Genomic DNA, 19570 nt, shown 5'->3' with positions numbered 1-19570 from the left:
GAATAAATATGAAAATATTATCTGCTAAAACAAAAATTCTTTTAGGAATGATTTTTACTTTAATGATATGCTTAATGTTTGCGGGGTGTTCTAATTCTGATACTACATCTGATTCAAGAGGATTTACAGACTTTGAGCATATCGAAGAAGAATATCTTGCAACCATTGACAGTTTGGATTGGCCAGATGGAGTTGAACTTCCTAAAAAGTTGGAAAATGAAGATACAGGGGCTTCTTTCCAAGTTGGCTATGGTGAAACAAGAGCTTCTAACTTGTGGGAATATTCATGGATGAAAGAATGGCTTGACACTTATAATACAAATCCGGAAAGAGCCGAAAAAGCATTAGAAGAATTGGAAAAAGCATTTGATATGCCATATATGGGAAAAGACAGGTGCGATGACGCTACTCGTAATTATTTGCGAGAAAATATTGACAAAGCAAAACTAGGTGATCCATCTGGTTTTAGGGAGTGTATAGATGTTAATTATTGATTGGTCTTACTAACAAGTAATTTTCAAGTACATTTAGGGAGGTGAATTAAGTAGATGAGAAGAAATTATAAGAGAAAAAAATTCCATGTAAGCGGTATCTGTATTTTTCTTGTTTTGATAATATTTAGTGTTGCTTTTGTATTGTGGGCAATGAAACCTGACAATTTTCGCAATGAGAAGAATAAAATCAACTCTTGGCTGAATGGAATTTCCTTTCAAGATTTTTATAATGCAAAATCCCTCATATTAGTTGACCTTTCTAATGACAATATATTTATTTCAAAGCGAGAAAACGAGCAACAGCTTCCTGCCAGCTTAGCCAAATTATTTGTCATTGAATACGCAGCAACACTTGCGGATTTAGATAGTATTGTTCCTGCAAATTATGAAGCAATCCAATTAACTAAACCTGGTTCATCTGTTGCGAATATAGACGCGAAAAAATATTTTCTCCACAATTTGTTTGCTGCCATGTTGGTTCCATCTGGAAATGACGCTGCTTATGTAGTCGCGGATTATTGTGGTTCTATTCTTTCACCACAAGCTAAGAATAGTCAAGAACGTATTAATGTTTTTATGGAACATCTAAATAATTACTTACAAAATCAAGGGTATGAAAACACAATTTTATATGACCCAAGCGGATATGATGTCAATGCTCTCACTACCGTTTCAGACCTAAAATCAGTATCTACTCACCTTTTAGAGAAGCAATGGTTTAGAGATATTGTTTCAAAGAGTAATTATACAGCTACTTTACCTGACGGAAGTACGCAGACATGGAGGAATACTAATACTTTTCTTGACCAAACATCAGAATATTACAATGAAAATGTTAAAGGTATCAAGACAGGTTCCTTATCTAATGACTATAATTTAGTTGTTCTTTATCAACAACATGGAAAGGAATTTTTAATATGTAGTTTAGGCTCTCAATCGGATTCTTCAAGATATGATGATGTGAATTATATTCTTAAAACAATAGATGAATCTGACTATTTAACTAAATGATTTCATCTGCCGGACGACGGCAAAAGAAAAAAAGCCGTCGCAGAGCAGACACATTTTCACGCGCCTACTCTATTTCGGCGGCTTTGATTATCAGAGCCGCCGTTTCTTTTTATCCATCTAAATTCCAACGACGACCCTCTACCATGTAAAGGCATGGCGGCTTTAGGAGGTAGCCGCCATGCACTTATCAACTTATCGACACAAATCGACATTCCCCCAATTATCAAAAAAAGTCTATCCCCTGCAACGGGGTATTTCGGGCATAAAGATGAACAATCACATCATCTAAATACTTTTTATGTTTCCTTTGCGTCTGTCTGCGCCTTGCAGATGGGCGCATTTTGCATTTTACAGAACTTTTTTCAAAGAAATTTTTGCTTTCGTCCAGCGTTTGAAAAAGTCGTCTGTATTATCACGCGAAAAGGGGAGGTACTACCACCTTTCGACAGAAAGGAGGTGAGAACATGGAACCTAATCGCAGAGAATTTCAAAAGCAATGTGCCTTTCAAAGTTTCTGTAAACGGGTGCTGCACAACGAAGCGTGCAACGCCCACGACGAAATCCGGCGACGCAGAAAACGGGAAGTATCGTTTTGCGACCTTGCCTTGCATGAGGAACGGCAGCTTTACACCGTTGACAAGTATTTTCAAGACGAAGAAGCTGAACCGCGTTATCAAATGGCAGGAAAAGAGATAACCCCGAAACTGCTGCTTGAAGCAATCCGCACTTTGCCGGAGGAAAAAAGGACTGCTATCCTGCTGTACTATTTCGAGGGCATGACCGATGTGGAAATCGGAAAGATGTTCAATACGTCGCGCAGCACGATACAGTACAGACGGACAAGCTCTTTTGAACTGTTAAAGAAATATTTGGAGGGACACGCTGATGAATGGGAAGAATGGTAAACAATCCGACTACCCGGAAATCGCCCTTGTTCCCTATCCCGTCATTGTGGCGGCGAGCAAAGGCGACCCGGACGCTATGAAAATAGTCTTGCAGCATTTCAGCGGCTACATAGCGAGCCTGTCCATGCGGAAGCTCTACGACGAGCGCGGCAACGTCTACTATGGCGTTGACGAGGACATACGGGAACGGCTGCAAGCAAGACTGATGAGGGCTATCCTCACATTTCGGGCTGATGAATAGTTGAGCATGACCGTAAAACGTCTTGTAACCCCTTTTCCGTTTTACGGCAAGCAGAACAGCCATCTTGTTCTTTGAAAAAGAAAGCGGCGCAAGAGAACGGCGACGCAGTATAGGGCAAATCGGATACGTTCCTTTTGTGCCGAGCCATACAGCGGGTGCGCCATGACTTCCCTTTCGGGAACGAGCGAACAACACTACACCGCAAAGCAAGTCAGCAGCTTGCGGGCGACGACACACAAGAGGGATAATGATACTCCCTTACAGCCACAGTCCGAGCGTTAGAAGCGTCGCAGGCAATGGGTAGGGCTGCGTGAGAACCACGCAGGAGTGAAATTCTCGTGGAGCTATGCTAATAGCCGTTCGATTAAAGCCCCTTTTATTCAAAAACATACCTTTGAGCCATTTTGAAAGGGGGTATTCCTATGGCTAAAAAGGAAACTACAAACCATGCCGCCCCTGTTTTGCCTATGCTGAAAACAGTAGAGCAAATGAGCAAGGTTAGCGGTATTGGAGAAAATAAATTACGCGAGCTTATGGATAACGGCGAACTGGAATACGTTCAAAACGGAAACCGCCGCTTGATTGCCGATACCGCTATATGGGATTGGTACGAGCGAGCGAAAAACGCCGTAAAGCCCCCGGCAGAGCAAGGGGGTTAAGTTATGGCAATCTCAACAAGACAGGTAAAAAACAAACGCGACAGCAACGGCGTACTGACCGGACGACCCGGCACAGTCTACGACGTAAACATAAAGTACACCGCCCCGGACGGAAAAAAGAAGTCGTATGCAAAAAAGGGCTTTGCCACCAAAAAGGAAGCAGCACAGCATGAAGCGGAAATGAAAACGAAGCTCCAAAATCCGGGGCAAGTTGCTTCTATTACTTCACAGAGGAAACAGACTGTCGCTGCCTATCTCAATGACTGGGTGGAAAGCTATGCAAGAGTGAACTTGCGCCCCTCTACTTATGACGGGTATAAAAAGACGATTGCAAACTATATCAATCCGTATATCGGCGGCGTTGCCCTCAATCAGCTTACCCCTGCTATGGTAGACAAGATGTTTCAGCAGATTATAGACAAAGGCTTGAAGCCGTCCACCGCAGCCGGGGCAAAACGTGTTTTGAGTGTGGCGTTGAGCCATGCCCGCAAATACCGCTATATCGAAACCAACGCGGCAAAAGATACCCTTACGAAGTTTGGGAAAGGCGACAAGACCCCTGACCCTTACACGCCGGAACAGGTGAAAGCCTTAATGCAGCGCGTCGAGGGTACTGTTTGGGAAATGCCTGTTATCTTGGGCGGGCTTTACGGTATGCGCCGTTCTGAAATCTTAGGCTTGCGTTGGCGCAATGTGGATTTGGAGAACAACACCTTTGATGTTACCGAGCAGCTACCTTTCAAGGTACCGCCAAAAACAAAAGTCATTGAAGAAATGGCACCGCCGAAATCCAACGGCAGAAAGCTACCCATTACGGAGCTTGCCCGCCCGTTCTTCCTCAAACAGCTTGCCATGCAGGAAGTACAGAAAGAACAGGCAGCAAAAGACGGAAAGCCTTACTATGACAATGACCTTGTTGTAGCAAAGCCGGACGGCGCACCTATCGCCGCGTCGTGGGTGTCCTCTCAATTTGGAAAGCTGCTTGAAGATTTGGATATGCCGCACATTCGTTTTCACGATTTACGACATACGGCAGCGACCAATATGCACCAACTGACAGGCGACTTCTATACGGTTGGCGAAGTCTTGGGACATACGCTTGCGGGTATCGGCGCGTCGCTTGGGCTTTCCATGAACTTTGAAGCTGTTACCGCCCGTTATGTGGACGTGCGGCTTGAACGAAAAAAAGAAGTTTTGGACGCTTACCATAGCGCGGTGGAAAAAGCAGCCCCGGAGAAACCAAAGGAAGCCGAGCCGAAAAAAGGAAAACGGGCAGCAAAGAAAAAACACAGCGAAATAGACCTTTAACCGCTGTATCTCTTTACTGCTCTTTACAACCTTTTATATGCCCGCGTGGAATTTGGGCACCATTTGGGCACCATTTACGGAAAAAGCACCATGAAAACAGAGGGTAAAAGAAACGCCGACAACTCACAAAAACGTAGTGTTCATGCGGGTTTTCGGCGTTTTCCTATCCCTTAACGGGCTTCTATTCATCTTGTGCGAGAGAGAAAAATTCTACTATTTTTTATTTAATTTTTTTAAAATATTATTCTTTATCGGAAATAACTTTTATTGCTGTTATTTTTGAAAAAGATTTGTTGCCGTATTTTCTTTGACTTACAGAAAATTCAATTTTTTTGCCGAGTACATTATCACTGCAAAAACAGTTATTATCATCTACATACTCACAACAGAAGTTATTTAAAACTATATCCATATTAGAGAACATACAGTTAAAATAGCCGTTTTCTATTGAATCTACCTTTATTGTGAACCAGCAGTTACGGCAATCGGGACTGAAATATATATCGTCAAGAATACCTGTGTAGGTACCGTCATCAATATATTCATATTTTTTCTTTGGTATAAAATCAAAAGTTGGCATAATCATTCACCTCCAAGACATTCTTCTATATTTTGTACTTCATCATCTGACAGAAAGTCTATATTATCCGAATTTTCTATTTTGTCAAAGTACATTTCTTCACACGCATTATGAAGTGACATCATCTTGTCATTAAACTGAAATCTGAAAATATATACTTTCAGGTCAATGATTTCTATGATTTTCTCTCTTGCGACAAGTCTGTCTTTTTCTGCAATGAGTACACCTGTTGCTCTCAAATTTTTAAGTCTTTTGCGGAAATCAACTATTCCGTTATTCTTCATCATTTGCTCAAAGTAGTTTTTAGCTACGCATATTTCATAGTGATTGTCGCTTGCACTAAGTCTTACCAGTCCGACATAACCGCTATTGAGCGAGTCATAGTCAATAGCTTCCGCTTTTCTCTTGTAAAATACTTTTAAAGCAAAGGGATAATTCATCTTGTACTTTTTTATATTCTTGACAAAATCTTCGTGAACTATTGTCATCAGTTCATCCTCAGGTGTCTGAGTGGACTCTATCTTGTTTGTAAGATTGAGGGAATAATCGACCATATCAGATATTTCAATATTGAAATTAAACAATTCCTTTGCATATGCTGTTGCTTGAACAACAATTGCAAGTTTTGACAATATTCTGTCGGTCAACCTTTTTCTCTGTTCAAAACAAGCCAAGGAACTTTCACTTATTATGTTTGAGTGTTCTGACTTCCACTTATCATCAATATCTTTATTCTTTTTAAGAAGAATATTTTTGTATTTCTGATAGTCAGATTCAATTTCTTCCTGACCTTTGTCAACAAGCATTTGCAGATACTTATTTCCTGCAACACCATAGTTTGCCATTGCAATACTTTTGATGTTGTCAGAATTCTCTGCATTTTTTGTAAGCGTATCTTCAATCTGAAATACACGGGTTTTATGCCGTCCATAGATTTTTCGCTTACAAAGCTTATTTCTGATGTAGTGAATATCACAGAAGAAAATTCTTTGACATCTTGAAGTGAAGCATCACCGTTTAGTCTTAGCTTACTTCTGCCTAAACAAAAGCTATATAAAACTCTTTCAAGGTTAGATATTGTAGAAGCACCGAGTTCATCAAATACTACACTAAGACCATTTATTTGGCTTAAAAACTCTTGCAGTGCATTTTCTGTTCCGTTAAAGCTTATTGCCACACCTTTATTCAGCACAGGGGAAGAATAAATACTTGCACAAAGCATTGCGGTTGTACTTTTTCCTTTGCTTGAACTGTTGCAAAGACAGAATAGTACAGAACCAAAATCGTGTGTATAATTCAACATTGAAAGCAATGGGGAAGAGAAAGAAGCCATTAAAAGATAGGTCATTGGAATATTTCCGCATACTTCATTTTGAATCATATTGCACCACTCGTCTAATGTACCTTTATGGTTCAGACAAAGACTGCCGTTGTATATGTATTCTTTACTTAGTTGTTCATTGGCAATTAGATGGTTATATCTGAATACAAGATTATTGTCAATTTTATCCCAGCCAAGCTTAGAGTAGCCATATACAATTTCAGCTTTCATATCGGTATTCATAAGATACTTGTTTACTTCATCAATATCGGTTTCATTGAATCTAACACCATATGAAAAGAGTGTTTTTAAACCAAACTTTGACAGAGATTCACCGTCAAGTTTTACAGTATCAATTTCAATACCGTTATGGTATTCATATTCAATCTTTATTTGTTTTGTACCTATATCAATAATTTTTCGCAATACCTTGCAATAGGTCATTATGTATCAGATTTCGTAAGAATCTTTATTCTTCTTAACAACACCGATGAAGTTATTTTCCTTATCGACAATGTAATGTGTCTTTAGGGTATGGATGATTGTTTGATATTCCTCTTCTGAAATATCTACTTTTTGAAATTTTTTACTCAAAGAAATTTTTCCTTTTATGCAATCATTTGAATTTATATTATTTTGCATAATAACACCTCCTATTTATTCGGTATTGCTATTATAGGCTCGAATTTATTTGTTGTCAATGCTTTAAAAAATAACTGTGGATATAAACAAATTGTGTATTATTGCTATTTAACTGTTGAATTGTTGTGGCGAAGATTTTTGCCCTTGAAAGTCTTCCTCAAAAGTTTCTGAAAAATTCTGACAGAGGTTGTTTTTTGCAAAAAAATAAAAACCATGGTTTGTGCAAATTGACGGAGATTTTGTCAGACAAAATTCCAAAGAAGAAAAAAGGCTTTTTTCGGGGCAGACCGAAAATGTGGATGGAATTTCGGAAGATTTTTCACTTTGAGAGTCCTTTTGAAAAATCTTCTTCCCCGAAATCCCGTTTTTTCAATCAATGCACACTCGCACACAAAGAGAAAATCTCAAGGCAATGCAATCATCTTTTCAAATCCAATTTCTGAATGTTCCACTGGTGTGCAAAGGGTGAGAGAGGGTGCGAGAACATCAAGCCTTTTGAGTCAATGATTGTGTGCAGTTTGTCATTATAGTGTTCTGTCAAAGCATTGAGAAAAGCCTTCTTTTCTTCTTCAAAGCTTGTGCTTCTGCCATATGCAACTATTATTACATCTGCATTGTCACATTCTCTCATTACAAAAGAAGTGTTTGTTTTGTCTGTTTTAGGCAAAGGGTTGTCGATTGATGAGAAGAGATTGATTATTGAAACGGAGCCGAAATCATTTTTTACCGCTCCGTTCCTGACAAGCATTGTTGTTTGGTCAAAAATCAATTCATCGGCAGATGAGGGATAGGTCATTATTATTGCAAGCGACTTTTTGTTGCTGTCCCATTCTGCTTTCAACAAATAGCGGTCTTTTCTGTTTTTGGAAAAGACCGCTGTTGTTTTACTGTGCTGTTTGTTTCAATTGTGTTCGCTATACTCATTGTTCAATACTCCTTTTTTGAAATAGTCAGCTTTGCCGACAATGTTTATTGCCCTGTCATTGTCAAGAACAATACATCCGTCAAGAAAATCATTGCCTATCAAGTCAATCCATTCAAATCTGCTTTCTGTTATTTTTGAGGACAAACCAAACTTTTTGTAATTATCAAAGTCTTTTTCATTCTCAACATAAAAAATACCTCCGACCGTTTCAAGCAAACAGTCAGAGGTTTGTGTCAGAAGATTTGTGAGAAGATTTTTAATATATTCTGCAATGTAACAGTCCTTGATTTTTGATACATCATCAGGTGTTAATATTTCAATCATTTTCTTTTCCTCAGCTTTGTTCCTGTGCAGAGAAGTGTAATAGCAGTTCCTGCACCTGTTGCAAACATTTCTACCGCTACTTTTGTTGTAAGTGCCATAATAAGTCCAAACATATTTTTTCCTCCAAATTAATTTTTTATGATGAGTTTTTCTGTTGCAAGTACAACTGTTGTTGTCACAACAAATCCAAGCACAAACCATAATGCTTCCATTGTTCTGCTCCTTTCTGTCATTTATTTATGCAAAAATGCACCCACCGCCTTTTGGTGAGTGCATTTTCAGATGGTGAAAAATTATTTATTTTTTATATACACTTTTTGCAAATATATGCGTTTACTAAAAAATTGCATTACTTTCTTTTGTGGAAGAAACCACCGAATCCGCCTATGCCACCGTATGGACTTGACAAGCGTTTCCTCTTTTTCTCAAGATATTCTTTTGCTTCAACAGCTTCATCAATGTTTACGCCAAGATTTTTTATAATAAAATCTTTATATTTTTCGTATTCTCTGTCAAACTCCTCAATTGTAGAATATCGAAGTCCTTTTGCATATGATAAAGCTCTATCTTTTGCCGCTTGCTTTCTTGGAACGCTTGAAAATAATTTTGTTTTACAAAATTGTTTATCAAAATCAATTAGATATGTATTGATAGTTTCTAAATGCTTTTTAGAAACCTCAGAAGAAAATGTGTTGATAAATTTTTCTTTCTTTGCTAACAGGTCATTTTCATACGGCAATATCGGATTTGATTTTAAAGGCTGAATTTGTTTCATAAATTCAAGTATATCAGGTAATTCGCTTCTTGAAAAATCAGCACTTTCTCTTGTTTCACAGACCACACCGTCAACTGTTCGATATTTTAAATCAAAATCATCAAGTACGGAATTTATGTATGTAATACATTCGGACTCATCTGTAATGTCAAGTCTTATGTTTTTGCAATATTCTATTAAATCGTGTTTAGCTTTAACGGCATCTTCTTCTGTTGTACCCTGATTCTTTTTTACATAGTCAAGTGCCATAGATTCCTTTATTGCAGAAAAACCGTCTATGTCGAAGTATTTTGCCAATGTACTCAAACTTCCGTCATCACCGTAATTTTTTAATAAGTAATCATATATTTCAATGTTATACGGATTAAGAGAAAGTACATCTATGCAGATTTTTGAAATATTCTCTGAAGCAATTGAATTGCTTTTAAGGTTATTTATCAATCTTTGTGCTTTATCGCTGTCGCAATCTTCAACATATCCCCAGTCATAATCTTGTCCGACTGTTTGCATAAATACCTCAATTACGGAATATGCTGAGTAATACACACCTTCAGAAAGTAAAATCTTAACTTCATTATTTTTGAATAATTTCTTCAGGTCTGATTCAGCCTGCATTTCGGTGAAAAAGTTGCCGACAGCATTTGCAACACTATGTGCCGCACCACTCGCCATATTCATAGCACCGACATCAATTTGATGGCTTATTGCAGTTATGGCATTTCCACCTATAGTAGCACCCTGCCAACGACCTCTGTTTTCTTTTCTTTGTTCTCTGTATTCTCTTTGAGCTTCAACATCACCCATAATAGAATACACTTTTTCGGCAACAGAGCAAAATCTTTCTTCAAATATTTCTGTGCAACCTGCGGATTCGATTAGTTCAGAAACGGCATTGGTGTCATAATCATATTCACCTAAATTTATAAAGGTATCTTTCAAATCTTCAACAACAATTGCCATACTGCTTTTAAAATCATCTTCTGCTTTAGAAATAATGTCCTCACAGTTATTATAGGATTTATAACCCTCATCAAACGAGTTTTGTGCTGATTTTGCAAGGCTTTTATACCATTTTCTTAAAGCATTGTATAAATTTCTTTCATTTGAAACTTTTATGTTACCCACACATATATTAAATTCTTTTGCACAGTTTTCTTTTTGTAAAAATTCATTTAGATTCATTATTATCCTCCTGATTATTGTCAATTGGTTCGTTGTTGTCCATTTGCAGAGGCTTTTTCTTTTTTATTATGTAAACAATCATAGCGACAATAGCTACAATTATTCCAATCCACCACGCTATATAGGAAATACAAATACTTGCTCCCCATAAAAGTACAAAAATGAATATTGCCAATGGTATGCAGTTTGTAATGGACGGAAACTTGTCTGCTATCAAAGCAAAAACAAATACTGCAATAATTAAACCTATGATTGAGATGATAACTTGTAACACTAAAATTCCTCCTAAGAATAAAAATATGATTTAAGCTGATTTGCTTAAATTGAGTTTAAATGATTTTTTAATAGTTTTCTGATTGTTCGTTCCGAATACGAGTATTTTGTCGCAATCAGATTGATTGATTCCGATGTTCCGTCATATGCCTTGAGTGTTTCTTCAAGGACAAATTCCTTAGAAAAAAGTCGGGTAGGAAAGTTTATCTGACTCCCTTTAAAGTTTTCATACAGTTTTACCACATTGTCAAAGCCTATGATTTCGCTCATTGTTTCATAAACTCCGTTTAATGTTGTGCGTTTTTGTTGATTTTTATCTATATCAATCACCTGCCTTGTTTCACCCTCTTTTTACATTATATAACAGCAAAATGGAAAAATCTTCCGTGCTTTTCCACGCAAAAGTGTAAAAATATATATAGACAAAAAATTCGGCAACAAAAAGTATATTGCAAGCCAAAACACCACACCACGCACTAAGCGTGAGATGTGGGGGAGGCAGTTTTAACTGCCTTGCAATATCCTTTTGTGTTGCCGAAAATTGGTGAGTTAAGGATATTCAAATTTATAGTATTTATATAGGTATTTATCACACTCCTTAAAAGCCTTTAATTCACTCGGCAGATACAAGTATTTTTAAACCGTGACTTTCTCCGTGTCCGAATCATCTCCACCAAACGTGTATTGGACGAACACCTACTTCTTTAGTGGCGGCTTTGCCGTCAAGGTGATGCTCTGATACGAAACAAAAAAAGAGCCAAAGTCACGAAGATTTTGGTTCTTTTTATATTTTTTCTTAACAAAACGAAAAGAATGGTTTTAATATTGAGAATTGTATATAACGAAGGCTTTTCTATAAATCCTGAGAAAACAAGAGTTGCAAGAAGCAACGCAAGGCAATAAGTTACAGGGATTGTAGTTAATTCTCATATGCAGATTTCTAAAGAAAAGAGAAAGCGGATTCGACAACAGATTTATTATATAAGGAAATATGGATTAGAATCCCATTTGGAGCGGATTGAGGAGAATCGTGCTAATTACCTTAATCACCTTTTAGGACAAATCAATTTTGCCCTATTCGTCAACTCTAAGGACGAAGAAATGAAAGAATATTTTGATACAGTAAAAACAATTATGAAAAATCAAAATGAATAATAGTTTATCCGCCTATTGTAAATGCAGTAGGCGGCTTTTATTTGTAAATATAAAATCACACATTTGTAAAAATACATTTACTTTTGCTAAAATATTGGCAAGGGAGGATTTGATATGCGAGGTAAGAAGTTATTACATAGCACTTGATGATTCTGAACGGCGGGTGGTCGTGAATTGCTTGAACGAAATGCGAAACAAACTTATCGCTGACAGCAAATACACCGATGCGGTGGATGAGGTTTTACTGAAAATCATTGATGCCAAACAGAAGAAATTCAAAGTAATCTACAAGGAGGCGTGAGTATGGAAAAGGTTATTTATGACGAAAAGAACGGTCTTTGGTACGAACTTCAAGGTGACTACTATCTACCATATTTAAAACTGCCCGAAGGAGAACAACAGCCTGTCGGCTTATGGGGACAACGACATTTGCGGTATATCAAGCAAAATCGCAAGGTCTTTTATCTCAATCTGCTAACAAGCGGTAAACTGAACGGTTACCTCTCAGGTCTTGACAAACAGGCAGAAGATATGTTTTTTCGACTCGTAAAACAGATGGCAGAGCGTGAGGAAGTGACGGAAAAACTCAAGGCTGACGATCGAATGGAATGGGTTGATCGGATGAACAATATCCGCAGCAGAGCAAAGGAAGTCATAAATAATGAATTGATTTTTTCATAAAAGATTAACTGTGCTGTAAACATCAAAAGGATTTACAGCACAGTTTTTGCTATTCATTTTCTGTTTAACAGATTATTCAACCTTCATCATTCGGTAGCCTACGCCGATATGCGTTTGGATATATTGGGGAGAATCTGCGTCCTTCTCCAGCTTTTTGCGGAGCGTTGCCATAAAAACACGCAAGGAAGCAATATCGTTATCCCAACTGCTGCCCCAAATGTTCTGGGTAATAAAGGTATGGGTTAAAACCTTGCCGATATTTCTTGAAAGCAGACACAAAAGCTTATATTCAATAGATGTAAGGTGCAGTTCATCGTCGCCGAGATAGGCGCATCCTGCGGCATAATCTATACGAAGCTGTCCGTTTGTGAAAACGGACGCTTCGGCGGCGGCCTTGTTCTGTATCATATTAAGCCGCCTTTGCGTTACCCTGAGCCTTGCCAATAATTCTTCCACAGAAAACGGTTTGGTCAGATAATCGTCAGCACCTGCGTCGAGTGCGTCGATTTTGTCGGTATCTTCACTTCGTGCGCTTATGACTATAATCGGCATATTCGACCAAGTGCGGATTATTTTGATTATTTCAACACCGTCAATATCGGGAAGTCCTAAATCTAAGAGGACAATATCAGGATTGTGCGATGACGCTTCCAAAATGGCGCCGCCGCCGTTTGGCGCAGTTAAGTATCTGTAATCGTGTGCTTTAAGGGTTGTTGTAATAAGATTTTTGACCGAATTATCATCTTCTACAACCAATATCAATTGTTTATTCATGAATTTCTACCTCTACGGCAGATAATGTAATGGTAAACACCGTGCCGTGCGGTGTATTATCCGAAACGGTTATTTTGCCGCCGTGTGCATTTACAATGGAACGGCACAGCGACAATCCTAACCCTAAACTGCGGCGGCTGTCTGCGACTTTATTCGCGCCGCTGTAAAACATATCGAACACCCGCTCTTTCATTTCATCGGGTATCCCGTCGCCGTTATCGGCAATGGATATAACGGCTTTATCTCCTTGCTTCCAGGTTTTAATCAGAATGTTGGAGCCCTTCGGCGTGTATTTAATTGCGTTGTCCACAATATTTATAACAACCTGTACCATCAGCTTTGCGTCCATTTTGGCAAGAAGATAGTCTTCTTTATGCCGGACGGTAATATGATGTTCTACGCTTTTTCTGTTTACATGATGAAGCGCTTCTGTAATGACATCGTCCACTAAATCCTCTGTAATATGAAGATTCAACCGTCCCTCTTCAATTCTTGTTACCGAAAGTAGATTTTCCACAAGATTGATAAGCCACATAGAGTCATCGTAAATATCTGTATAAAGCTGATTCTTTGTCGCTTCATCAAAGAAATTGCTGTTTGATATAAGATTGCTTGCGTTCCCCGAAATAGAAGTAAGCGGTGTTCGCAGATCATGCGAAATAGCCCGCAGGAGATTTGCACGGAGCTGTTCATTCTTTGCAAGAATCGCCGCTTCTTCTTTTTCTCTTGCATTCTTTTCGTTTTCCAGCGACAGAGCACATTCGCCGAGTATGGACAACAGAATACTTTTTTCAAACGCATCAAGGGGCTCATTGCCTATATAAATACCGACAACACCGTAGACTCAGCTGTTTACCCTTACGGCAAGGTATAGGCACTTTGCATTTGAAAGCGTTTCTGTAGTAGCGCCTGCGTGCTTGTTATTCTTTAGCCCCCATTCCGCAAACGCCTCTTCTTTTGTACCCGTTATTTCTTTGTCTGTTTTATCTCCCGAAACTGTAAAAATATGAGGTTCTCCGAGCGTTTCGCCCTCAGTCAGATAAAACACTATATCCTTTCCGAGTAGCTTTATAAGCTGATTTGCCGTTGCGGAAACGATTTCGTTTTTGTCTTTTGCCTGTTGCAAAAGCTGATTTGTATCAAACAGCACCTTTGTTCTGTAAGCCGCCTTTGCAGACTGTTTCGCATGCTCTTTCAACTTCACAGCAAGCGAGCTTGTGAGTAGTGCCGCCAAAAACATAATTAAAAATGTGACAGGATATCCTTGATTGTAAGCCCGAAGTGTGAACTGCGGATCGGTAAAGAAAAAGTTGAAAACCAAAACGCTGACAATAGAAGAAATCAGGCTGTAAACCCGATGTCTTGTAACGACCGAGGTCACAAGAACGCCGAGAACATATACCGTGATGATATTTGCCTCTGCAAACCCCAATTGCCTGAACAGCATTCCTATACAGCTTGCCAAAATTAAAATGGCAATGCTTTTTAAAAGATCGGAAACCGAAAACACGATTCCATTTCTCTTCCTTGCTTTTTTGGCGCGGTATGTGGTGTTTTTACCGTCAGTATCGGGTATGATATGCACATCTAAATTCGGTGCGTTTGCAATCAGTTTTTCTGTAAGAGTAGGTTTAGAAAATATGCTCTTTCGGGTTGCGGAGCTTCTTCCTATCACAATTTTTGAAACACCCGAAAGTCTTGCAAATTCGGCAATTTGATAGGAAACATCTTCACCGTGCACGGTTTCAATTTTAGCGCCTAATTGTTCTGCAAGACGCATATTGCTTCGCAGGCGTTTTACATCTTCTTCAGGCATAACCTGATAATCAGGAGTTTCCACAAACAGCGCTGTAAAAGCGCCCTTAAAGACATTCGCCATCCGGGCGGCAGTGCGAATTATTTTTGCATTCGACGGTGACGACGAAAGGCATACAAGAATATGCTCATCGGTATGATAATCGCTGTGACTTTTCGTTCTGACGGTTTCGGTAAGCAGATTTACCCTGTCGGCACAGCGGCGCAAGGCAATTTCACGAAGCGCCGTTAGATTTTCCACGGTAAAGAAATTCTCTGTAGCACGCTCAGCCTGAGTCGGGCTATAAACTTTGCCCGCTTGTAGCCGTTCAATCAATTCCTGCGGCTCAATATCCACAAGCTCAACCTGACTTGCGTTGTCAAACACCGAATCGGGGATTCGCTCATGTACCATAATGCCCGTTATAGATGCAACGGTGTCATTTAGACTTTCAATATGCTGAACATTTACCGTGGTATAAACGTCTATTCCCGCATTAATCAGTTCTTCAATATCCTGATAACGCTTTGTATGCCGACACACGGGGGCATTGGTATGGGCAAGCTCATCCACAAGAATTAACTGTGGATGTCTGGCAAGTGCAGCGTCCAGATTAAATTCTGAAAGAGTAATTCCGTTATATTCCGAAACAAGATTCGGAAGACATTCCAATCCGTTTACAAGTGCAGAGGTCTGAGGACGGGCATGAGGTTAAATATAGCCGGCAACGACATCCATACCATGCCTCTTTACCGAATGAGCTGCTTTCAGCATAGCATAGGTTTTGCCGACTCCTGCGGCATAGCCGAAAAAGATTTTCAAATGTCCTCTGTTTAGGTTCTGTTTCTCCTTTTCAATTTCTTTTAGAAAATGTTCTGGACTTTGCCTTATTTCATCCATATAAACACCCATGTAAGTCTAATATTTCAAGTTGGAAAAATTAAAAGAATTTCTTCTTTTTGAAGTAGATGATTTCTCCTATTGCGATAATAAGAGAAACAATAATCACCGACAGATAACCGTATCGCCACTTCAGCTCCGGCATATAAGCAAAGTTCATTCCATACCATCCCGTAATTAAAGTAAGAGGCAGGAAAAAGGTGGTGACGATTGTGAGAATCCCCATAATCTTATTTTGCCGCGCATCCTGCATAGATTGATAAAGCTCACGAAGCTGAAGCATATTTTCACGAAGCAACTTTACATGGTTTTGCAATCTCTCGGCACGATGGGTAAATTTATCCCAGTCCTGCGTATCGTTTGCAAATGGAGAACACGCGCGGGATTGAAACAACTCTCCGATATCTGTCAGTTGTTCATAGTAAGCATTTAATTCGGACAGCTTTTGCCTGTGTTTTGTGAGCAGAGGGAAAAAGTCTGTCGAACCGCCGGAGCCGATATTTTCTTCCATTTTTTCTGTTTCTGACTCGATGTGAGAAAGATAGAGAATATCATCCTCTATCATTTGCTCCATAAACTGCAAAAGAAGCTGAGCCGGACTGTTCAGCTCCTGAAACATACTTATCCGTTTTTCTACAAATAATTTCAAATTGCCTACATCTTCCACAAATAAGAGCGACTGTCCCGTCAAATAAAAGCTGAAGGAAAGCTGCGGTGAACGCTGTTCACTTTTTTGAGGCAGGCGTAATGTTCCGATGATGCAGTTTTTGAAAACCTCTGCCTTACAATAACGAATCGATCCAAGACAGTGAAGAAGTTCTTTATAATACGGTAGTTGTTCTTTACATTTGTGAAATTCCGCCGTACTCATAAATGTAAAAAACGGCTTTTTATCGCCGCAGTTTTGGGCGGCTTGCAGACTCCCGTCTTTTGAATTTATAAAGTATTGCATTACAACTCCCCCTTTCTACTTTTTATTATATCACATATATCACAAGTATAAAAGTATTTTCTACTTTACATATTCCGCATTGATCACCGCTTGATTTGAAAAGAGAAAATCAGAGAAGCTATTTGCAAAGGCATTATTTGAAGCCTTTTTCCATATCACAGCGGTCTGAATTACGGAAGGATCCGGCGGTTCTATCGTACATCCTGCTTTCTCACAGATAATACTATTTTGCTTTGTAGAAATGATAAGACAGCGGTATGTATCGTCATTTGCAGAAGTATTGTTTTCAATAAAGCCAAAGTCAATGCGATTTTTGTTTAGCTTATCATATATATCCTCTGTATTTCCAAATAGGAAATGAAGCTGACAATTCGGCTTTCCTTTTGAAAACTTTTCAAATAGCGGTATCAGCGAATCCAAGATCATAGGATTATCAAACGCAATAAAAAGGCTGTTTTCTGCAATTTCTTCGTCAATTAAGTGGTGGTTATTTGCTAAAAAATCGTCAAGCCTTTTCATTATAAAGTAACCGAACACAATCATGACAGCCACTGCGCACACTAACAATAATTCTTTCATGCTTTCCGTCTTCTTTCGGAATTTATATGTGAAAACACTTTTGTATGTTTTTGGTATCACCCAGCACCAAAATAGTGTCACCCGGTATAAAGCTTGTTTCAGGCGCAAAATTTAGATTCATTTTACCGTCGCGTTTAATCGCCATAATATTGATACTGTGCTTTTTACGCACATCTGCTTCAATAACGGTTTTTCCGATCCATTTTTCGGGTACGGCAATTTCAAAAATTGCATGATCGCTGTCCAACTCTATGTAATCGAGGATATGGTCGGCAGTATAGCGGATAGCCGTCCAATCCGCAAGCTGTCTTTCGGGATATACGATTTCATCCGCACCGTTTCGCAGAAGGAATTTTGCGTGTACTTCCCGTGCCGCACGGGAAACTATCTTTTTGGCATCCAATTCCTTTAATAGAGATGTCGTTTCAAGCGAGCTTTGAAAATCGTCCCCGATTGCAACGATGCAAACATCAAAATTATTTACGCCCAAAGACTCCAAAAACTCCTCATTTGTTGCATCACCTATTTGCGCGTTCATAACAAAGGGCAATACCGCATTTACTCTTTTTTCGTTTTTGTCTACAGCCATAACCTGATGCCGCATCTCGTTAAGCTTCATAGCAATATGCCTGCCAAACCTTCCAAGCCCTATTAATAAAACAGATTTCATATTATTTCTCCTTTAGCCAACCGTTATTTTTTCTTGCGGATATTTTGTTACGTTTGTCCCCGTACCTTTCATTGCCGCAAATATCAATGTCAGTCCTCCGACTCTTCCGAAAAACATGAGTATAATCAGAATGAACTGCGAAGCAATCCCCAACTGTGAGGTGATGCCAAGCGAAAGCCCCACTGTTCCGATTGCCGACGCTGTTTCAAACAGTGACTGGAGCAATGGAAGATTTTCGATGCGGCTGATGATCATTCCGCCACCTATAAACAGCCCAATATACAGTAAAAAGATAGTTGCCGCACTTTTCACGGTATCGTCGGATATGCGCCGTTTGAAAAAGTGTGTATCTTCCTTTTTACGAAACACGGACAGCGCCGATGAAACCAAAACGGCGATTGTGGTGGTTTTCATACCGCCAGCCGTTGAACCGGGCGAACCGCCGATCACCATCAACAATATTATCAGCATTTGACCTGTCTCACTGAAGGATGTTAAATCCGTGGTATTAAAGCCGGCTGTTCTCGGCGTAACAGACTGGAAAAGAGAGGTCAGAATTCTTTCTCCCAGTGGAAGGTTCTGATACTCGAAAAAGAAAAAGTAAAGCGATGGCAGGATAATCAGTATTCCCGTAACCGTGAGGATAACCTTGCTTTGCATTCGGTATTTTCTGAAATGAAGCTTATTGTTATTAATATCTTCCCAAGTTAAAAAGCCTATTCCGCCGATAATAATAAGGGCCATAACCGTGAAGTTGAAAAAAGGCTGTGATGAATAAGAGGTTAATGACGAAAATGGCTCTTTAATGCCGATTAAGTCAAAGCCTGCGTTGCAGAATGCCGAAACAGAATGGAACAAGGCGTACCATAAACCCTTCGTAATTCCGTAATCACGGATAAAAGCCGGCAAAAGCAGGGCTGCTCCAATCAGCTCAATGCACACCGAGGTTTTTAATATAAATTTTGTAAGCCGCACAATGCCGCCGACATGATGTGCAGAAACTGCCTCCTGCATAGTACTTCTCTGCATTAGACCTATTTTTCGACCTGAAAAAGCCGCAACCGAAACCGCAACCGTGACAATACCCATACCGCCGATTTGAATTAAAAACAGTATTACGCTCTGCCCGAACATTGACCAGTATGTAGCGGTATCGTGTATAACCAAACCGGTTACACAAACTGCGGAGGTGGCGGTAAACAGTGCGTCTGAACATACAGCGCCTTTACCGTCCCTTGTTGCAACGGGCAGCATTAACAGTATGCTGCCTAAAATTATCACAGACAGAAAGCCTAATATAATAATCTGGAACGATGTAATGTGCTTGTGTTTTGGATTTTGTCGTTTTATCATAACGGATACCTTCGCAATCTTAATATCAAATTTAGACTGTCTTTATTTTATCTTAATCTGCATTAAATCGG

Annotated in this window: 22 protein-coding genes and 1 pseudogene; 8 read left to right on the top strand and 15 right to left on the bottom strand. The window is 39.2% G+C overall.

Going from position 1 to position 19570, the window contains the following annotated elements; genetic code table 11:
• Positions 1-8 precede the first annotated feature (8 nt).
• From I2E21_RS04395 to I2E21_RS04370, 6 genes are all read left to right on the top strand, one after another.
• On the top strand, positions 9-494 hold the full coding sequence (locus I2E21_RS04395; protein ID WP_181013427.1) for a hypothetical protein: 486 nt from the start codon (positions 9-11) through the stop codon (positions 492-494).
• A 54-nt stretch (positions 495-548) separates the two neighbouring features.
• On the top strand, positions 549-1505 hold the full coding sequence (locus I2E21_RS04390) for a peptidase S11 (protein ID WP_106762868.1): 957 nt from the start codon (positions 549-551) through the stop codon (positions 1503-1505).
• Between the two features lie 464 nt (positions 1506-1969).
• Positions 1970-2410, top strand: a complete 441-nt coding sequence (locus tag I2E21_RS04385; protein WP_065532039.1) for a sigma-70 family RNA polymerase sigma factor — start codon at positions 1970-1972, stop codon at positions 2408-2410.
• A complete protein-coding gene (locus I2E21_RS04380) occupies positions 2391-2651 on the top strand; it encodes a helix-turn-helix domain-containing protein (protein ID WP_022263773.1) in 261 nt (86 codons plus the stop codon). Before I2E21_RS04385 ends, I2E21_RS04380 begins: the two co-directional genes overlap by 20 nt.
• 422 nt (positions 2652-3073) lie before the next feature.
• On the top strand, positions 3074-3310 hold the full coding sequence (locus I2E21_RS04375; RefSeq protein ID WP_022263774.1) for a helix-turn-helix domain-containing protein: 237 nt from the start codon (positions 3074-3076) through the stop codon (positions 3308-3310).
• 3 nt (positions 3311-3313) lie between these two features.
• Complete coding sequence (locus tag I2E21_RS04370; RefSeq protein ID WP_106762869.1) at positions 3314-4618, top strand: tyrosine-type recombinase/integrase; 1305 nt, start codon at positions 3314-3316, stop codon at positions 4616-4618.
• A gap of 241 nt (positions 4619-4859) precedes the next feature.
• Here I2E21_RS04370 and I2E21_RS04365 read toward each other — a convergent pair whose 3' ends face one another.
• The 9 genes from I2E21_RS04365 to I2E21_RS04325 all read right to left on the bottom strand — a co-directional run bounded on the left by I2E21_RS04365 (position 4860) and on the right by I2E21_RS04325 (position 10970).
• A complete protein-coding gene (locus I2E21_RS04365) occupies positions 4860-5198 on the bottom strand; it encodes a hypothetical protein (RefSeq protein WP_022234622.1) in 339 nt (112 codons plus the stop codon).
• Between the two features lie 2 nt (positions 5199-5200).
• Positions 5201-5872, bottom strand: a complete 672-nt coding sequence (locus I2E21_RS04360; protein WP_195410537.1) for a hypothetical protein — start codon at positions 5870-5872, stop codon at positions 5201-5203.
• Between the two features lie 14 nt (positions 5873-5886).
• Complete coding sequence (locus I2E21_RS04355; RefSeq protein ID WP_195410536.1) at positions 5887-6963, bottom strand: DUF927 domain-containing protein; 1077 nt, start codon at positions 6961-6963, stop codon at positions 5887-5889.
• Positions 6964-6969: 6 nt separating this feature from the next.
• On the bottom strand, positions 6970-7161 hold the full coding sequence (locus I2E21_RS04350) for a hypothetical protein (protein WP_195410535.1): 192 nt from the start codon (positions 7159-7161) through the stop codon (positions 6970-6972).
• A gap of 418 nt (positions 7162-7579) precedes the next feature.
• A complete protein-coding gene (locus I2E21_RS04345; RefSeq protein WP_195410534.1) occupies positions 7580-8005 on the bottom strand; it encodes a DUF1643 domain-containing protein in 426 nt (141 codons plus the stop codon).
• 57 nt (positions 8006-8062) lie between these two features.
• The gene (locus I2E21_RS04340; protein ID WP_195410533.1) at positions 8063-8410 is read right to left on the bottom strand and encodes a hypothetical protein; all 348 of its coding nucleotides are present in this window, start codon (positions 8408-8410) and stop codon (positions 8063-8065) included.
• Between the two features lie 349 nt (positions 8411-8759).
• Positions 8760-10367 carry a hypothetical protein gene (locus I2E21_RS04335; protein ID WP_195410532.1) on the bottom strand — a complete coding sequence of 536 codons (1608 nt, stop codon included), beginning with the start codon at positions 10365-10367 and terminating at the stop codon, positions 8760-8762.
• A complete protein-coding gene (locus I2E21_RS04330; RefSeq protein WP_195410531.1) occupies positions 10354-10641 on the bottom strand; it encodes a hypothetical protein in 288 nt (95 codons plus the stop codon). Before I2E21_RS04330 ends, I2E21_RS04335 begins: the two co-directional genes overlap by 14 nt.
• A 44-nt stretch (positions 10642-10685) precedes the next feature.
• Positions 10686-10970 carry a hypothetical protein gene (locus tag I2E21_RS04325; RefSeq protein WP_301965785.1) on the bottom strand — a complete coding sequence of 95 codons (285 nt, stop codon included), beginning with the start codon at positions 10968-10970 and terminating at the stop codon, positions 10686-10688.
• Between the two features lie 934 nt (positions 10971-11904).
• Here I2E21_RS04325 and I2E21_RS04320 point away from each other — a divergent pair.
• The gene (locus tag I2E21_RS04320) at positions 11905-12096 is read left to right on the top strand and encodes a hypothetical protein (protein WP_243240590.1); all 192 of its coding nucleotides are present in this window, start codon (positions 11905-11907) and stop codon (positions 12094-12096) included.
• Positions 12097-12098: 2 nt separating this feature from the next.
• Positions 12099-12476 carry a TnpV protein gene (locus tag I2E21_RS04315; RefSeq protein WP_195410530.1) on the top strand — a complete coding sequence of 126 codons (378 nt, stop codon included), beginning with the start codon at positions 12099-12101 and terminating at the stop codon, positions 12474-12476.
• 72 nt (positions 12477-12548) lie between these two features.
• Here I2E21_RS04315 and I2E21_RS04310 read toward each other — a convergent pair whose 3' ends face one another.
• The 6 genes and pseudogenes from I2E21_RS04310 to I2E21_RS04285 all read right to left on the bottom strand — a co-directional run bounded on the left by I2E21_RS04310 (position 12549) and on the right by I2E21_RS04285 (position 19499).
• A complete protein-coding gene (locus I2E21_RS04310) occupies positions 12549-13250 on the bottom strand; it encodes a response regulator transcription factor (RefSeq protein ID WP_195410529.1) in 702 nt (233 codons plus the stop codon).
• A pseudogene (locus tag I2E21_RS04305) lies at positions 13243-15945 on the bottom strand (sensor histidine kinase KdpD). The gene I2E21_RS04310 and the pseudogene I2E21_RS04305 overlap by 8 nt, the downstream one beginning before the upstream one ends.
• A gap of 40 nt (positions 15946-15985) precedes the next feature.
• Entirely contained in the window at positions 15986-16897 is a 912-nt protein-coding gene (locus I2E21_RS04300; protein ID WP_022234639.1) for a CorA family divalent cation transporter, read from the bottom strand.
• Positions 16898-16957: 60 nt separating this feature from the next.
• Positions 16958-17476 carry a hypothetical protein gene (locus tag I2E21_RS04295; RefSeq protein ID WP_195410528.1) on the bottom strand — a complete coding sequence of 173 codons (519 nt, stop codon included), beginning with the start codon at positions 17474-17476 and terminating at the stop codon, positions 16958-16960.
• Between the two features lie 22 nt (positions 17477-17498).
• A complete protein-coding gene (locus I2E21_RS04290) occupies positions 17499-18146 on the bottom strand; it encodes a TrkA family potassium uptake protein (protein WP_195410527.1) in 648 nt (215 codons plus the stop codon).
• Positions 18147-18158: 12 nt separating this feature from the next.
• A complete protein-coding gene (locus I2E21_RS04285) occupies positions 18159-19499 on the bottom strand; it encodes a potassium transporter TrkG (RefSeq protein ID WP_195410526.1) in 1341 nt (446 codons plus the stop codon).
• Positions 19500-19570: the final 71 nt, after the last annotated feature.

This window comes from Ruminococcus sp. BSD2780120874_150323_B10, assembly GCF_015553695.1.
Taxonomy (GTDB): Bacteria; Bacillota; Clostridia; order Oscillospirales; family Acutalibacteraceae; genus Ruminococcoides; species Ruminococcoides intestinale_A.
Note: the sequence above shows the minus strand (reverse complement) of the source record. Positions and strands in the feature narration are given on the sequence as shown.

What these genes read in the sequence shown, in the direction of transcription:
- I2E21_RS04395 (WP_181013427.1), top strand. Translation starts at nt 9, where the DNA reads ATGAAAATATTATCTGCTAAAACAAAAATTCTTTTAGGAATGATTTTT.
- I2E21_RS04390 (WP_106762868.1), top strand. Translation starts at nt 549, where the DNA reads ATGAGAAGAAATTATAAGAGAAAAAAATTCCATGTAAGCGGTATCTGT.
- I2E21_RS04385 (WP_065532039.1), top strand. Translation starts at nt 1,970, where the DNA reads ATGGAACCTAATCGCAGAGAATTTCAAAAGCAATGTGCCTTTCAAAGT.
- I2E21_RS04380 (WP_022263773.1), top strand. Translation starts at nt 2,391, where the DNA reads ATGAATGGGAAGAATGGTAAACAATCCGACTACCCGGAAATCGCCCTT.
- I2E21_RS04375 (WP_022263774.1), top strand. Translation starts at nt 3,074, where the DNA reads ATGGCTAAAAAGGAAACTACAAACCATGCCGCCCCTGTTTTGCCTATG.
- I2E21_RS04370 (WP_106762869.1), top strand. Translation starts at nt 3,314, where the DNA reads ATGGCAATCTCAACAAGACAGGTAAAAAACAAACGCGACAGCAACGGC.
- I2E21_RS04365 (WP_022234622.1), bottom strand. Translation starts at nt 5,198, where the DNA reads ATGCCAACTTTTGATTTTATACCAAAGAAAAAATATGAATATATTGAT.
- I2E21_RS04355 (WP_195410536.1), bottom strand. Translation starts at nt 6,963, where the DNA reads ATGACCTATTGCAAGGTATTGCGAAAAATTATTGATATAGGTACAAAA.
- I2E21_RS04350 (WP_195410535.1), bottom strand. Translation starts at nt 7,161, where the DNA reads ATGCAAAATAATATAAATTCAAATGATTGCATAAAAGGAAAAATTTCT.
- I2E21_RS04340 (WP_195410533.1), bottom strand. Translation starts at nt 8,410, where the DNA reads ATGATTGAAATATTAACACCTGATGATGTATCAAAAATCAAGGACTGT.
- I2E21_RS04335 (WP_195410532.1), bottom strand. Translation starts at nt 10,367, where the DNA reads ATGAATCTAAATGAATTTTTACAAAAAGAAAACTGTGCAAAAGAATTT.
- I2E21_RS04315 (WP_195410530.1), top strand. Translation starts at nt 12,099, where the DNA reads ATGGAAAAGGTTATTTATGACGAAAAGAACGGTCTTTGGTACGAACTT.
- I2E21_RS04310 (WP_195410529.1), bottom strand. Translation starts at nt 13,250, where the DNA reads ATGAATAAACAATTGATATTGGTTGTAGAAGATGATAATTCGGTCAAA.
- I2E21_RS04300 (WP_022234639.1), bottom strand. Translation starts at nt 16,897, where the DNA reads ATGCAATACTTTATAAATTCAAAAGACGGGAGTCTGCAAGCCGCCCAA.
- I2E21_RS04295 (WP_195410528.1), bottom strand. Translation starts at nt 17,476, where the DNA reads ATGAAAGAATTATTGTTAGTGTGCGCAGTGGCTGTCATGATTGTGTTC.
- I2E21_RS04290 (WP_195410527.1), bottom strand. Translation starts at nt 18,146, where the DNA reads ATGAAATCTGTTTTATTAATAGGGCTTGGAAGGTTTGGCAGGCATATT.
- I2E21_RS04285 (WP_195410526.1), bottom strand. Translation starts at nt 19,499, where the DNA reads ATGATAAAACGACAAAATCCAAAACACAAGCACATTACATCGTTCCAG.